The 16,269-nt window shown below is 34.0% G+C and carries 11 protein-coding genes; 8 read left to right on the top strand and 3 right to left on the bottom strand.

The genetic code is table 11. The features are described from left to right. Nucleotides 1–131: 131 nt before the first annotated feature. The 3 genes from BMX53_RS00760 (at nt 132) to BMX53_RS00750 (ending at nt 6,995) form a co-directional block, all read left to right on the top strand. Nucleotides 132–3,251, top strand: a complete 3,120-nt coding sequence (locus BMX53_RS00760; RefSeq protein ID WP_038987492.1) for a SusC/RagA family TonB-linked outer membrane protein — start codon at nt 132–134, stop codon at nt 3,249–3,251. A gap of 8 nt (nt 3,252–3,259) precedes the next feature. Next, nucleotides 3,260–4,918 (top strand): SusD/RagB family nutrient-binding outer membrane lipoprotein, encoded by a 1,659-nt coding sequence (locus tag BMX53_RS00755; protein WP_074744120.1) that lies wholly within the window; start codon nt 3,260–3,262, stop codon nt 4,916–4,918. A gap of 94 nt (nt 4,919–5,012) precedes the next feature. Then, entirely contained in the window at nt 5,013–6,995 is a 1,983-nt protein-coding gene (locus BMX53_RS00750; protein WP_074744118.1) for a putative porin, read from the top strand. 59 nt (nt 6,996–7,054) lie between these two features. Here BMX53_RS00750 and BMX53_RS00745 read toward each other — a convergent pair whose 3' ends face one another. Then, on the bottom strand, nt 7,055–8,740 hold the full coding sequence (locus BMX53_RS00745; protein ID WP_074744116.1) for a GLPGLI family protein: 1,686 nt from the start codon (nt 8,738–8,740) through the stop codon (nt 7,055–7,057). Nucleotides 8,741–8,818: 78 nt separating this feature from the next. Here BMX53_RS00745 and BMX53_RS00740 point away from each other — a divergent pair, with 78 nt between their 5' ends. From BMX53_RS00740 to BMX53_RS00725, 4 genes are all read left to right on the top strand, one after another. Beyond that, nucleotides 8,819–10,102 carry a DUF2851 family protein gene (locus tag BMX53_RS00740; RefSeq protein WP_074744114.1) on the top strand — a complete coding sequence of 428 codons (1,284 nt, stop codon included), beginning with the start codon at nt 8,819–8,821 and terminating at the stop codon, nt 10,100–10,102. A gap of 87 nt (nt 10,103–10,189) precedes the next feature. Continuing rightward, nucleotides 10,190–10,411 (top strand): PspC family transcriptional regulator, encoded by a 222-nt coding sequence (locus BMX53_RS00735; protein ID WP_038987497.1) that lies wholly within the window; start codon nt 10,190–10,192, stop codon nt 10,409–10,411. 249 nt (nt 10,412–10,660) lie between these two features. Further along, nucleotides 10,661–11,374 (top strand): ComEA family DNA-binding protein, encoded by a 714-nt coding sequence (locus BMX53_RS00730; RefSeq protein ID WP_244154457.1) that lies wholly within the window; start codon nt 10,661–10,663, stop codon nt 11,372–11,374. Nucleotides 11,375–11,385: 11 nt separating this feature from the next. Further along, the gene (locus BMX53_RS00725) at nt 11,386–12,528 is read left to right on the top strand and encodes an acyl-CoA dehydrogenase family protein (RefSeq protein ID WP_038987499.1); all 1,143 of its coding nucleotides are present in this window, start codon (nt 11,386–11,388) and stop codon (nt 12,526–12,528) included. 28 nt (nt 12,529–12,556) lie between these two features. On the opposite strand, the gene BMX53_RS00720 is transcribed toward BMX53_RS00725, so the two are convergent. Continuing rightward, nucleotides 12,557–13,735, bottom strand: coding sequence for a cation:dicarboxylate symporter family transporter (locus BMX53_RS00720; protein ID WP_074744110.1), 1,179 nt, complete (start codon nt 13,733–13,735; stop codon nt 12,557–12,559). A 48-nt stretch (nt 13,736–13,783) separates the two neighbouring features. Continuing rightward, complete coding sequence (locus BMX53_RS00715; RefSeq protein ID WP_074744108.1) at nt 13,784–14,938, bottom strand: dicarboxylate/amino acid:cation symporter; 1,155 nt, start codon at nt 14,936–14,938, stop codon at nt 13,784–13,786. 736 nt (nt 14,939–15,674) lie between these two features. Here BMX53_RS00715 and BMX53_RS00710 point away from each other — a divergent pair. After that, a complete protein-coding gene (locus BMX53_RS00710) occupies nt 15,675–16,187 on the top strand; it encodes a GNAT family N-acetyltransferase (protein WP_074744106.1) in 513 nt (170 codons plus the stop codon). The last annotated feature ends 82 nt before the right edge of the window (nt 16,188–16,269 follow it).

Here is a 16,269-nt window from a genome sequence, read left to right as displayed (position 1 = left end):
TGTTTGTTTTAGTTTTATTGTTTTTTTGTTGATGTAATTTAATATTTTAAGTTTTTTAAAAAACTTAAAATAAACTTAATGAGTTTAAAATATTTTGTTAGATTTGTGAAACTAACTAATCAATAATTAAAATGAAATCAAAGTTTAAATGGATCTTAGTAGGGTCTCTTGCCTTTTTAGTGCAAGTAGGTTTTGCTCAAGAAAAGACTTTTAATGGAGTGGTAAGCGAAGGTGGTCTTCCTCTTCCAGGTGTTTCCGTGACGATTTCTGGTACCTCAGAAGGTACTCAGACTGATTTAGACGGGAAGTATACATTAAAAGTGAAAAAAGGAGATGTGATCATCTATTCTTTTGTTGGAATGAAAGATGTTAGACACACTGTAGGTGGAGAAGCTACTTATAATGTGACTATGGCTGGAGACGAAGAAATGCTTGAAGAAGTAGTTGTTACTGCTTTAGGTATTAAACGTGACAAGAAAAAACTGGGATACTCTTCACAAGAAGTGAAAGGAGATAATTTATCAGGTGCTGGTCAAACAAATGCTGTAAATGCTCTTTCAGGAAATGTAGCTGGTTTACAAGTTACTTCTCCTTCTTCAATGGGTGGGTCTGCTCGTATCGTATTACGAGGTGTTAAATCTGTAACAGGAAATAACCAACCACTTATCGTTGTAGATGGTGTGCCATTAGACAATAGCAACTTCTCAGATTCAAACATGCAACGTGGTGCAGGAGGACGTGATTATGGGGATACTTCTGCAGATATTAATCCAGATGATATAGAATCTGTTACTGTGTTAAAAGGTGGACCTGCGTCTGCTCTTTATGGGAATAGAGGAGGTAATGGAGTTATTATCTATACAACGAAGTCTGCTAAAAATGGACGTACAGATATCGAAGTTAATACTGGATTAAGTTTTGAGAGTATTAATGTTATGCCTGGGTTACAAACATTATATGGTGGAGGTTCAGCTAGTAAATTACCAACTGCTGTAATAGGTGGGAAAACTTATAATATTGCAGAATATAAAGTAGATGAAAGTTGGGGACCAAAGTTTGATGGTACAATGTATTTACCATGGTATGCATTTGATCCTGAATTTGCTGGTGATTATATGAAGGAAGTGCCTTGGCAAAAATCAAAGAATGATGTAAAATCTTTCTTTAACACAGGAATTACACATAATCAATCTGTTTCTATTGGAAAGTCATATAAAGATAGTAATGTAAGAATGTCTTTTAGTAATAATGTTACTGAAGGGGTTGTTCCAAATTCTAAGTTGCAGCGTAATAATTTTGCTGTAAGTGCTTCTACTCAATTGACAGATAAATTAAAAGCTGAGACTAATTTTAATTATGTGTATACAAAAGGATTTAACCGTCCTGAAGTAGGGTACGGAGATAACTCTGTGGCACAAAAGTTTTTCCAATGGGGACAGCGTCAAGTAGATTTTAAGAAATTAAAAGATTATAAGTTAGCAAATGGTGATCAGCGCTCTTGGAATAGAAATTCATGGGATGACGGTACACCTGCTTACTCTGATAACCCATATTGGGTAATTAATGAAAATACATCTCAAGATGTACGTAATAGAACTTATGGTAATGTAAAATTAACATATAACTTTACTGATAAGATCTATGCTGTAGGAACTGTGTACGGAGATCGTTATAGTTTTACTGTAGAAGAAAGAGTGGCAAAAGGTTCACAAGCTACTTCTAAGTATAGTATTATGAAGCGTGACGTTTCTGAATATAACTATGAAGGACGTGTTCACTATGATGATCATTTTGGAGACTTTGGTATTAATGCTTTTGTTGGAGTTAATAGAAGTGAAAAACGTAGAGATTACGTATATGGAACTACAGTAGGAGGATTAGATATTGCTAATTTATATAATCTAAGTAATAGTGTTTCAGATCCAAAGGCAAGTAATGAGAAATTTCATTCAAGAACAAATAGTGTATTTGGGTCTGTTAGTGTGAACTATAAAGAGTTTTTATTCTTAGAAGGAACAACACGTACAGATTGGTTTTCGACTGTTAAAAAGTCAGTGACATATCCATCTGTAACAGGAACATTCATTTTCTCTCAGTTAATGCCTGAAGTAGATTGGTTATCATTTGGTAAAGTTCGTCTAGGATGGGCTCAAGTGGGTAATGATACAGAAGCTTATAGAACAGCTGACTATTATAACTTAGATGGACCATTCAATGGTGATCCAACATATTCTCTAAGTGCTACTGCTAATAACCCTAATTTAAAACCTGAGATGATGACTACTAAAGAAATTGGTTTAGAAGCTGGTTTCTTGAATAATAGAATAGGGTTTGAAGTTTCTTATTATCAGATTGATACAAAAGATTTAATTACTCGTGTTCAATATGATGCTTCAACAGGGTTTGCTTATCAGTGGCAAAATGCTGGAGATATGAAAAATAAAGGTATTGAGGCAACAGTTAATTTAGCACCTATTCGTACAAAAGATTTTTCTTGGGATGTTACTTGGAACTTCTCTAAAAATAAAAATGAGTTAACACGTTTAGCTGATGGCGTTGAATCAGTAGAAATAACTAGAGCACCATTCCAGGTATCTTTACAAGGAAAAGTAGGAGAAGCTTATGGTCAGATCTATGGAACAGACTTTGTTTATGATGATAATGGTAATAAAGTTGTTGGAGAGAATGGTCTTTATTTGAATACAGGAATTCAAGCCTTAGGTTCATATTTACCTGACTATAATATGGGACTTAGAAATAGTTTTAAGTATAAAAATTTTAGCTTAGGGGTTTTAATTGATATGCAAAAAGGAGGAAATTACTTCTCTACTTCTCATATGTTCGGAATGTATACTGGTATGCTTGATAAATCAGCTGAAAATGGAATTCGTGAAAATGGAATTATTTTAGATGGGGTTAAACAAGATGGGACTAAGAATGATAAAGTCGTATCTGGTCAAGCATGGGCTCAATCACATTATGGTGGTGTTGATGCATTAAATGTATTTAGTTCAGACTATATTAAGTTACGTGAGATTTCTTTAGGATATGATTTACCATCTAAGTGGATCGGACCATTTAAAGGAATTACAATCTCTGCTTTCGGAAGAAACTTGTTCACATGGAACTTAGACTGGAAAGGTATGGATCCTGAAATGGCGTCTTACGGAAGTGGAAATATCCAAGCAATTGAAGGAGCATCTTTGCCTTCTACAAGAACTTATGGTATGAATGTTAAATTTAAATTCTAGAAACTCAAATGAAAAAGTATATATATAAAATATCTCTTTTAGCGTGTTTCATGGCTTTAGTTAGTTGTGATAAAGACTTAGAAGATATTAACGTTAATCCTAATAAGCCTTTAGAGGTTCCTACAGGAGGTTTATTTAATAAATCAAATAAGGATTTAATGACAAATACTAGAGGGGGGTTCCCTTCTGGTCGTATGGCATTACCATGGGTACAATACTCTGCACAAAGAAATTACACTGACGAAGATTTATATCTATTCCGTACAGGAGTAAATAATAGTTTATATACAGATATTTTCTTAGCAGCAAAAGGGTATAAAGAAATTATTGATATCGTTACAAACCCTAATAATCAAGTTAAGGTTAAAACTTATGGACATCCAGGGAATATGCTAGCAGCTTCTCGTATTATGTTGGTATATAGTCAATTACAAGCTTTAGAGGTTTATGGGGATATCCCATATTATTCTTATGGTAGCGATGATCCAGATTTTGAAGCAATGACAATAGGAACACCCGAAGCTAAGAGAACTCCTAAGTTTGCTCCACAAGATAAGATCTTCAAAGATATGTTGAAAGAGTTAAAAGAAGCTTCTGAGTCTATTGAACTTGATTCGGGTATTTTTAATCAAGGAGATTTTTTATTTGGTAATGCAGGTAAGATGAAGAAGTTTGCAAACTCTTTAAGATTAAAAATTGCAAACCGTGTGAAAGGTGTTATCCCTGAAGCTCAAGAGCATATAGCAGATGCTATAAAAAGTGGTGTAATGAGTTCAAATGATGATTCTGTTGGACTTAAGTTTCAAAATGATAAAGTAAACCCAGCGCCATTATACAGAGCAGCATTTATTGATAACCGTAATGACTTTGCTCCGACAAATACTTTTGTAGAGCTGTTAAAAGGAGAAGAAAAGATGGTGGGTAAAAAGAATCCATTTAAAGGAATAGTTGACCCACGTTTGTTTAAAATGGTAGCACCTAAAACAAATATTACTAAAGACGAGAATAATAAAGATATCGAAACGACGGTTTCTTTTCGTGCAAGTAAAACTGTTGGTAGTATTGAACAAGGAAATTATGTTGATAGAACAGCTGATTTTTATGTAGGAATGCCAATAGGTATTTTAGGGTCTTTTACTGGATCTCAAACTGGAAGTGTATCTCAATTTGGTTCGGCTGTTTATAAAGCAGATAAAGTTGAAGTTTTAATGGAATATGCCGAAGTTGAGTTTATTCTATCAGAAGTAAATGGATGGAATGACACCAATTATAAAAACGGAATTAAAGCATCTATGCTTAGTTGGGGAATCACTCAAACAAAAGTTGATGAGTATCTAAAAGAGGTGCCTTCAGCGAATGAAGAGAATGTAATGACTCAGAAGTATATTGCATTATATATGCAACCTTATGAGGCATGGTCAGAATATAGAAGAACGAAGTTCCCTAAAACATTCTTGTTACCTGGGGAAACGCGTGATTTAGTGGCTCCTGGACCAAACGGAGAGACACAGTATACATTTGTACCAAAAGTCGATCTAAAAGATTTACCTGAGAGAATTACATATCCATCAGATATGGACCTTGTTAATAAGGCAAATAAAGATGCTGCTGCTCAACGTATGGGTGGTGACAAAATGGATACAAAACTTATTTGGGCTAAAAAATAATTAGTGCAGTAAGTATTAAAATAGAAAGCCATCTTCGGATGGCTTTTTTTATTTAATTCAAAAATAAATTTACCTTTGTCCAAATTATATTTTTATGCGAAAGTACTTAGGTGTTTTTCTATTATTCTTCTGTGTTGTAACTGTTCAAGCTCAGTTTCAAACTGTAGATATGCAAAGTAGTTATCGACCAGATGGAGATCCAAATAAGAAAGAGAAAAAAGAGATAGGAAGTCTTAGACAGAAAGCTAAAAAAGACTCTGTAGCACCTATTATCGATTATAAGATTATATCAATTAAGAATGATACTATTGCTGTAGATACAGCTTTATCAGTAAAGAAGCACTACGAGTTTAATTACCTTCGTAAGGATCCTTTTGGTTTATTACAATTTGCTAATGAAGGACAGACTTATAATGTACTTAAGTATAATTATAAATCGAATAATGTATTACCAGGGTTTGGTTTTGAAGCTAAGCAATTTGCTTATTTGAACGTTGAAGATATTAAGTATTACTCTGCACCTACTCCTTATACAGATTTATATTATCGATCTGTGATGAAACAGGGACAGAATCTTGATGCTTTTATCACTTTAAATACAAGTAAAAACCTTAATTTCTTTGTTGGATATAAGGGACTTCGTTCTTTAGGTAAATATATTAATCAATTGTCTTCAACAGGTAATTTTAGAATTGGATCTAGTTATCAATCTGAAGACAAGAAGTATTTAATGAGAGCTCACTTTACAGCTCAAGATATAATGAATAAAGAGAATGGAGGAATTCGTGACCTTGATTTATTCGAATCTAGTGTGAAACCTTATAATAAGAGGGAACGTCTTAATGTATATTATCGTGATGTTGAGACAATGTTGAAAGGAAAGAGACTATACTTAAATCATCAATACCAATTAAATAATTCATTTGAGAATGGTATCTTATTGACGCATGAGTTTACTTATGAGGATAAATTCTTTGAGTATAAGCAAGGAGACATTAACAACCAGTATAATGACAAAGCACACTTTGGCGAAGCTTTTAAAAATAATATAAACAATAAAACACGCTACTATAATATCTTTAATAGAGTAGGTGCTGCATATCAGTCTGATATCGTAGGGCGTTTTGAAGGATTTGTAGATTTTTACAAGTACAGTTATTATTATAAGAGTATTGCTCACGTTAATGGGACATTAGTACCAGATAAAATGGAGAAAAACATTTCGATGCTAGGAGGTAGATATATCTATCATAAGGAGAATTGGAAAGCTAATGTATTAATGAGTACCTCTCTTGGAGATGATAAAACTAGAAATGTTGAAGCTAATCTTGACTATAAATACTCTGAGAATATCGCATTAAAGCTAGGGTACCAAAATCTTAGTAGAATGGGGAATCTAAACTATTATTTATATCAGAGTGATTATGTGAACTATAACTGGTACAATGAGTTTAAGAATGAAAAGGTAAATCAGTTTGACGCATCAGTTACAACTCCTTGGGTTAAGTTATCTGGAACATATGCCGTATTAGATGATAAGTTGTACTTTTCTAATGATGCTACAGAGTTTGACAAGTTTGGTATTCCTACACAAGTGTTAGTTACACCTAAGCAATATGGAGGAACAATCAACTACTTGTCTATTCAAGCAGAGAAGGACTTTAGATTTGGGAAGTTTGGTTTAGATAATACATTCTTATATCAAAAGGTAGATCAAAAAGATAATATTTTAAATGTACCAGAGTTTGTAACTAGAAATACATTATACTTCACAGATGCATTTTTTGATAAAGCATTAAAGTTCCAAACAGGTATAACACTTAGTTATTTTACAAAGTATTATGGTAATGACTATAATCCAGTAATAGGAGACTTCTTTGTTCAAGACCAAGTGAAGATTGGTAACTACCCAGTATTTGACTTCTTTATTAACATGAAGATTAGAACTGCTAGAATTTATTTAATGTTAGAACATTTTAATTCTAGTATGACAGGATATAAGTATTATTCTGCTCCTAATAATCCATATAAAGACTTTACGTTTAGATTTGGTATAAGTTGGAACTTCTTCTCTTAAGAAGAGCTTAGATAATAGAAAAAGAGCTGATTTAAAGTTTATTTAAATCAGCTCTTTTTTTATTCACCGAATAGCACACCAGACACATTCCAATAGCTAAAGCTATTACCTTCTCGCTTGCCTTGAGGTATTTTTACTTCTATAGTATGAGTACCTTTTTTTATATCACCTAGAGGAATCCATATTGGAGCTGTTACAGTTCCTGGACACCAATTAGAACGGCTAAGATCTGATGAAGATAAACCTGTCTCAAAGTTTCCAGATGCTGGATTGTAATCTCGATAAGAACCACAATCTTGTCGCCAAGGGAAGTAATCCAAGGCTTTATTATCATCTAATGTGATTGTATTTATCTTTGGATTAAATTCGTCACCGTTTTCCCATCCGCCGTGACCAGTTGTTATATACCTCAATTTAGCATTTTTAATATCAGTAGTCGTGGTAAAAGTTATCTTCAGACCATTAGGTGAAGCAAACATAATTGGGTAATTCTGTCCAGCCATTTCCATTAAGTTTGTTGTATTAAATAGAGGCATCATCATAGTCGTTTTACTTGCGACATCATTACCACCAGGATGTATAGTAATATCAGCACTTATCTTATGCCCTCCTTTATCATAGTTCCCAATATAAACTCCCACATACCACTCACTATTACTTAATAGTGGTTGAAACTCCGTAATTTCTTGTCTATAATAAGCCTTGTCTTGCCATTTATAATCAAGTACTTCTATATGATTAAACCCTTTTACACCAAAAGGAGTAAAGAAACGCATTAATTCTATAGGCGGAGTATAATTATTAGTTGCTATAACACCTTGAAACTTCTCTGTTGAATCTTGGTTTTGATATATTGGTAATACACCAACTCCTTGTTCTAGTGCATCCATAAATGAGATCTCGTGATAATGTGGTATTAAGAACACACTACCTGTTCGGTCATAAGCATCACCATTAGATTGTTCTGTCAAGTTTATAAATAGTTGGTCAGTCGGCTTCAATGCGGGGATTTTTACCTTAGTTACTAACACAGTACCTTTGGCAAAACGCATTAAATTAGGTTTCTCAATAATAGAATCTGAGAAATTTACTAAGTCCTCTTCAAATAGTTTGATTGTTGTGAATCTACTATTCCACAATTCAGTTTTATATGTTTTAGTATCTACCAGTTTACTATCCTCTAGTTTCAAATAATCATATAAATTTATTTTAAGGTCCTTATGTATTTTGTTCGCTACAGTTTTATAAGTACCATTTCGATCTACTTCTAATACTAGACCTAGATTAGCCCCTAATGACATGGGACTACCTTTAGCTTTAAGCTCATTCGTATACCATAGAGTTAAGGTATTAGAATTAATAGATATCGTAGCCTTTTTGCAGTTGTATCCCAGTATATTCTTCGTTTCACTGTGTAGCGTAAAGTTTTGTTTTGACTCAGGTAACAACATTCTGATCTTATTCTTTTTTGTCAGATGAGCTATACTGTATAGTTCTTTGTTCTTATAGTCAATAAATGTTTGTTCATAAGGGAACTTCTCTAACCCTATATCTAATTGTTTTTTCCTTGCTATAAAAGCATTGTTTTCATTTGCTATCAGTGTTATAGGATCATCAGCGTTAACTATTTTATTATTAGAGTAAGTAATGTATTCTATAACAGTGTTTTGGTTAGGTTTTTGTGCATATATAATACTAGAAAACAAAGTCGTAGTAATACAAATCAAGTAGAATCGTATTCTCATAGTTTTGGTTGGTATGATTATAGTTTTTTATAAAAATAGAGAAAACCATTTGAATATAACCAACACACTACCACTTTTATGAAAGAAGCATTCCTGCATTACGTTTGGGCTAATCAGTTATTTAATTCGAGTCAATTATATACTGCATCTAATGAAGAATTGATTATTCATTCCCCTGGAACTTTCACAGGATTAGACGGGCCAGATTTTTTTAATGCACGTTTACAGATAGGAGCTCAGCAGTGGGCTGGTAATGTAGAGATTCATATCAATGCCTCTGATTGGTATGCCCACCATCATGAGATAGACAGACGTTATGATAGTATCATATTACATGTAGTATGGGATAACGATACTCCTGTATTTAGAGCAGATGGCAAAGAAGTAACTGTATTTATTATGAAGAACTATGTGGATGCAGATGTATTATCGAGATGCAATCAACTTTTCTTGCGTAAACCTCATTTTAACTGTGAAGACACCATTAGTTCAGTACCCTCTCATATCTGGATAAATTGGAAAGAGAAGTCATTCTTAGAACGATTAGAAGAGAAAATTACACCAATTCAAGACTTGCTAAAGATAACTAATAACCATTGGGAACATGTGTTCTTTTGCTTTTTAGCTAAGAGTTTTGGACTTAATGCCAATGGCGAAGCATTCTTTGACGCAGTGAAGAATCTCCCTATATTATCAATCTATAAACAATCGCATTCTCTACTACAGATCGAAGCCTTATTATTTGGTGTTACAGGATTATTAGAAACAGAAGACGAAATAGAAGATAACTATGTAAAAGAACTTAAGAGAGAATGGATATTCTTAAAACATAAATATAATATAGAAGAACAATCCGTATCGTCTTTGCGATTCTTTCAACTTCGTCCACCTAACTTTCCTACTATCCGCTTAGCTCAACTAAGCAGTTGGTTATATCATCAGCAGATGCCTGTTACCTCAATTCTCACGACTAGTGATCTCGACTATTTTTATACTTTATTTGATGTACAAATAAGCGAATATTGGCAGACCCACTATGTATTTAATAAAGTGAGTAAGAAACAAAATAAGCGTATATCTAGAGACTTTATAGACTTAGTTATCATTAATGTCATACTCCCTATGCAGATAGCCTATAAGCAGAGTAACTCTATAGACGAGTATGATGTAAGCGATGTGATAGACCTAGCAGTGAAGATAAAGTCAGAGAAGAATAGTATTATTAATTTATTTGAACAATATAAGGTTGGAGCGGACTCTGCCTTGGACAGCCAAGCCTTAGTACATCTAAAGAAGAAATATTGTGATAAGGGACGTTGTCTAGAATGTCAATTAGGGAAACAGTATCTAAAACAGAAGTAACCCCAATGCTAGTATATTATTTGAAAGTGATAAGATAAGTGAGAGGATATAATCATTACCTTTGTCAGAGATCAATTATTAGGAGATATGGTTACAGGATTAAGACATTATTTTGAACGCAGAGGTTTTAGAGTATCTAGTCGAGTAGCAGACAGACTGGGTATAAGAGCTACCAGTGTACGCCTATTTTTTATTTACCTATCTTTTTTTACGCTAGGATTAGCCTTCGCCTTATATATCACATTAGCTTTTTTAGCTCGTATTAAAGACTTAATCTATACAAAGAGATCATCTGTTTTTGACCTATAAGATTCTTTGATTGCTATATGTAAGCTTGCGCTTATTCTCGTAATTTTCCTAGAAAACTAAGCGATGTTTTCAAACTATAGGAAAAAGTTTTATTACTACACTAAGTCACAGAAGCGAGGATTGTTCTTTTTGATCCTTATAGTTATCTCCGTTCAGCTATTAGTCTATTACTATTCCAGACATAGCGATAGTAGTATACGAGATAGATACCCCTCCTTATTTACCGATGAGTATTACGCTAGAGTACGCATGATAGACAGTATCCGAGCTATTACACAGAGTACACGCGATACTATCTACCCATTTAACCCCAATTTTATTACTGACTACAGAGGATTTATATTAGGTATGTCTACAGCAGAGATAGACCGATTATTAGCCTTTCGAAAGGAGAATAAGTACGTTAATTCAGCAAAGGAATTTCAACGTATTACTCTAGTATCAGATGAATGGTTAGCGCAGTATAGTCCTTATTTTAAGTTCCCAGATTGGGTGACCAACCCTAAACCAAAGCAGGAGTATATTGACTATAATAAACCTAAAGAGGTAGTACCTATTGTACCAATATGTATAAATAGTGCAACTCAAGATGACTTACAGAAAGTAAGAGATATAGGGCCATATTATTCAGAACGCATTATAAAAGAGAGAGAGAAATATGGAGGCTTTGTGTCTATTCAGCAGCTAAAGTTTATATATGGTATATCCGAAGAGGTTGTAAATGAGTTGTATAGGTATTTTAAAGTTATCAATGCTCCATCAGTTGTGCAACTTAATGTCAATGAGGCATCTATAAATCAATTAAAAGAAATACCCTATATGAATTACTATATTGCAAGAGAAGTAGTTAAGCATAGAAGTATGAATGGAGATTTTGTTAATAAAGAAGGATTACTACAAATTGAGAAATTCCCTATTGACAAAATTGATATAATTAGTTTATATTTGAGATTTACGAATTAAAACTATCAACCATGAATTTTGAATACAACGAAACTCAAGCAATGATTGCTCAATCAATTCGCGACTTTGCAGAACAACATATTCGTCCGCACATTATGGAATGGGACGAAGCTCAAATCTTTCCAGTAGATTTATTTAAGAAACTAGGAGAGATGGGATATATGGGAGTTTTAGTTCCTGAAGAATACGGAGGATCTGGACTAGGTTACCACGAATATATCACTATCGTAGAAGAAATCTCTAAAGTAGATTCGTCTATCGGTTTATCAGTAGCGGCACATAACTCATTATGTACTAATCATATCTTATCATTTGCTAATGAGGAACAAAAGAAAAGATGGTTACCTAAACTAGCTACTGCTGAGTGGATCGGTGCATGGGGCTTGACAGAGCACAATACTGGATCTGACGCAGGAGGTATGAGTACTACAGCAGTGAAGGATGGAGACCACTGGATTCTTAATGGAGCGAAGAACTTTATCACGCATGCTATCTCAGGTAATGTTGCAGTAGTTATCGTTCGTACAGGAGAGAAAGGGGATTCTCACGGAATGACAGCTTTCGTAGTAGAGAAAGGTACACCTGGATTCTCAAGTGGTAAAAAAGAAAATAAATTAGGAATGCGTGCTTCTGAGACAGCAGAACTTATCTTTGACAACTGTCGTGTACCTGATGCTAACCGTTTAGGGGAAGTAGGAGAAGGGTTCATTCAGGCGATGAAGGTATTAGATGGAGGGCGTATCTCTATTGGTGCATTATCATTAGGTATTGCTAAAGGAGCGTATGAAGCTGCATTAAAATATTCTAAGGAAAGAGTACAGTTCGGTAAACCAATTAGCCAATTCCAAGCTATCGGATTTAAGTTAGCTGATATGGCTACTGAGATCGAATGTTCAGAATTGTTATTACACAAAGCTGCTTTCTTAAAGAATAATCACAAGCCGATGACTAAGATTGGAGCTATGGCTAAGATGTATGCGTCTGAGGTATGTGTAAAAGTATCTACCGAAGCGATCCAGATCCATGGAGGATACGGATATACTAAAGACTTCCCAGTAGAGAAGTTCTTCCGTGATTCGAAGTTATGTACTATCGGAGAAGGAACTACAGAGATTCAGAAGTTAGTAATCTCTCGTAATATCTTAAAAGACTAATTATATAGATCTATATAGAAAAGGGAAGCTATTGAGCTTCCCTTTTTTGTTGTCTTTCATTGAATGCTGTAGCCATAAGGCTCAGTGCACCATCACCCACTATATTACACGCTGTACCAAAGCTATCTTGTAAAGCGAATATAGTTAACACCAATGCAATACCTGTATCGTCGAAATCTAACATAGAAGTTATCAACCCTAGTGATGCCATTAGTGCACCACCAGGTACACCAGGAGCCCCTAAAGCAAATATACCTAATAGTAGTACGAAGAGGATAAGTGTACCCATATCAGGTAAATGTCCATAGAGTACTAGTGAGACAGTCATCACAAAGAATGTCTCAGTAATCATAGCTCCGCATAGATGTACATTAGAGAAAAACGGTATTGTGAAATTCGTTATCTCAGGTTTTAGCACCTTACTTTTATGAGCAGACTGTAACGCTACACCTAAGCTAGCTGCAGATGACATTGTTCCTAGAGCAGTCAGATAGGTAGGTCCATAGTGTTTTAATACTTCCCAAGGGTTCTTTTTAGAGTATATCCCCGCTATCGTATATAGTACTCCTATCCAAATAATATGAGCTAAGATCACAATTAGTATTACAATAAGAAAGATAGGTAATTGAGACTGTATAGTTCCTACATAACTAAGCAACGCAAAGTTACATGCTATGTATAGTGGAAGTAAAGGGACTAGTACTCTATTTACTAATAATAGAACTATCTCTCTAAAGTGATCAAAAGCAATTTCTAACGGTTTTGACTGTGTCCACAGAATACCTAACCCTATCATTAGCGCTAAGACTAATGAAGTCATAACATCGAATATAGGAGGTATATCTAGTTTAAACAGCATAATAGGTAAAGCTTTACCAGTAGTTGCAGCAGATGGTATATCTAACCACGGTAGTATAGAGTATCCTAGAGACCCACTAAAGAACCCTGCTCCAATACTAGATATATAAGCTATAGCAAGTGAGAACCCGATGATAACAGAAGACTTCTGATCTAGTTTAGCGATAGATGATACGATAAACCCCAAAATAATCAGTGGAACCAAGAACAAAATTAGTTGGCCTAATATGTGTTTCGTTGATAAGATTATTTGTAGTATGATATCGTTTAGATATGGTCCGACTAATAACCCAATGATTACTCCAGATACTAGTCGAATTATAGTATTGTTTGCTAATCTTTTTAACATAGTATGTATATGTAAAAAAGGGAAGGCATAAGCCTCCCCTGATTGTATTTATTTTTCACTGTATTTAGTCACCATAAGGCTTAGTGCCCCATCCCCTGTAATATTACATGCTGTACCAAAACTATCTTGTAATGCGAATATTGTTAGCGTAAGAGCTATTCCAGCATCGTCAAATCCTAGTACAGAAGCGATAATACCTAACGAAGCCATCACCGTACCACCAGGTACACCAGGTGCACCGATAGCAAATATTCCTAAAAGCAGTACAAATAGTATCATAGTACCAACCGTAGGGATAGTACCATATAACACCTGAGATACGGTCATCACGAAGAAGACTTCTGTCAATACCGAACCACATAAGTGAATATTAGAGAAGAAAGGTATTGTGAAGTTTGTGATTTCAGGTTTTAGTACTTTGCTCTTATGAGCAGACTGTAATGCCATCCCTAAAGATGCTGCACTAGACATAGTCCCTACTGCAGTTAGATAAGCAGGTGGATAGTGTTTAATTACTTCCCAAGGGTTCTTTTTAGAGTATATTCCCGCTATAGTATATAATACACCTAGCCAAACGAAGTGAGCCACTATCACGATAAGTATTACCGTTAAGAACACAGGTAGTTGAGACTGTATCGAGCCTTCGTAACTAAGTAACGCAAAGTTAGCCATGATATAGAAAGGCAATACAGGTACCAACACTCTGTTTACTAATAACAGTACGATGTCTTTAAAGGAGTCAAATGCTCGCTCTAACGGTTTAGATTCAGTCCATAGAATACCAATACCAATCATTAGCGCAAGTGTTAGAGAAGTCATCACCCCAAATACAGGAGGAATATCTAACTTAAATAGCATCTCAGGCAATTCTTTAAGTGATTCTACATTGTTCTCTATTTGTAAATGAGGTATAATATTAAATCCTAATGTAGTACTAAAGAAGCCTGCTCCAATACTAGATATATAAGCGATAATGATAGAGAACCCGATAATACTAGTTTGTCCTTTGTCTAGTTTAGCAATCGAGGATACTACAAATCCTAAAATGATTAGTGGTACTAAGAACAGAATGATCTGACCTAATATATGTCTAGTAGACAAGATGATTTGTAGTAAACTATCTGTTAGATAAGGTCCTATGATTAGACCTACTATTACCCCTAGCAAAAGCTTTACTATCGTATTACTAAATAATTGCTTCATATTCGTATGCTTATATATTTGTTTAAAGTACTAAATTATCTAAAGCAAAGGTATGTATATCCATCTTTTTTTGTTAGTGTTTTAGGGAATATACCATAAATATGGTACTTGCATAGTAGTAGGGGTATATTGTGTTATTTCATCTTAGATATTTTATAATCAAAACAGTAAATAGGTTTTTATACGTTGTTTAGTAAAAAGTATATATAAAGCTTCTGTTGTTGCTTTACCCAATTTACGTTGATTTAAGGTATAGTGTAAAAAATACAATAGCATAGAATTAACTACTATTTTTTTGTTTTAAAACCTATTTTGGTTTGTTTTAGAGCCTATTTTTGACTTATAAGTTTCATTTTTTTCTATTAATACAACTATAAACAGTATTTAGAAGTAGTTTTTGAAAAAAAAGCAGTCATTTTTTTTATGGGATTAATTACTTATTTTTTAATTAAGTGATTGGTTTTTAGTTATTTATATTTGTTTTGTTATTTGTGATGTTTAGGGATGGTATTAGTCTTATCCCTTATATACACTAGTGTTGTTGTCAATTCCTTCGACAATACAACGACAATACACCGAGAATGATTGAGTACAAACCTGTTTTCTCGAAGAAATCTTGTTTTACTCATGTCTTATTCTCGTTGTAAGATAGTACTGTAGATTAGTAAAGTGTATTCGGATCGTTGTCAGATAGTAATAAAAAATAATGTATCTTAGTTAGATAGTAATTTTTTAGATGAACCATATTATAGAAACAGAACGATTATTCTTGCGAGAGTTGACAGTAGATGATGCAGAGCATTTCTATCGATTGAATCTCAATCCTAATGTGATACGTTATACAGGAGACGATGCCTTTAAGGATGTAGAAGAAGCAAGACTATTCTTAGAGAACTATAATGACTATAAGAAAAATGGTTTTGGTAGATGGGCTGTTATCCGCAAGTCAGATAATGTGTTTTTGGGATGGTGCGGATTGAAGTACAGCAACGACTTAGATGAAACAGATATAGGCTTCCGCTTTTTTGAAGAGCATTGGAACAAAGGTTACGCTACAGAAAGTGCCAAAGCATGTATTGAATATGGATTTAAATACTTAGGGCAAACACTTATTATCGGTAGAGCCATGAAAGACAATATAGGATCTATACGAGTATTAGAAAAGATAGGACTAACTTACCTCAAAGCTTTTGACTTTGATGGACACGAAGGTGTTATTTATGTGTGTAGGGATAGAGATTTAGAGTAATTATTTGTGGAGAACGATATACACCATGTATACAGTAGAGACGCAATACTTTGCGTCTACCACAAAGCAATCACAATACAAC

Origin of the sequence: Myroides marinus (assembly GCF_900109075.1) — a bacterium.
Lineage (GTDB): Bacteria > Bacteroidota > Bacteroidia > Flavobacteriales > Flavobacteriaceae > Flavobacterium > Flavobacterium marinum_A.
The sequence above is the reverse complement of the archived record's forward strand: the minus strand, read 5'-3'. Positions and strand labels throughout refer to the sequence as shown.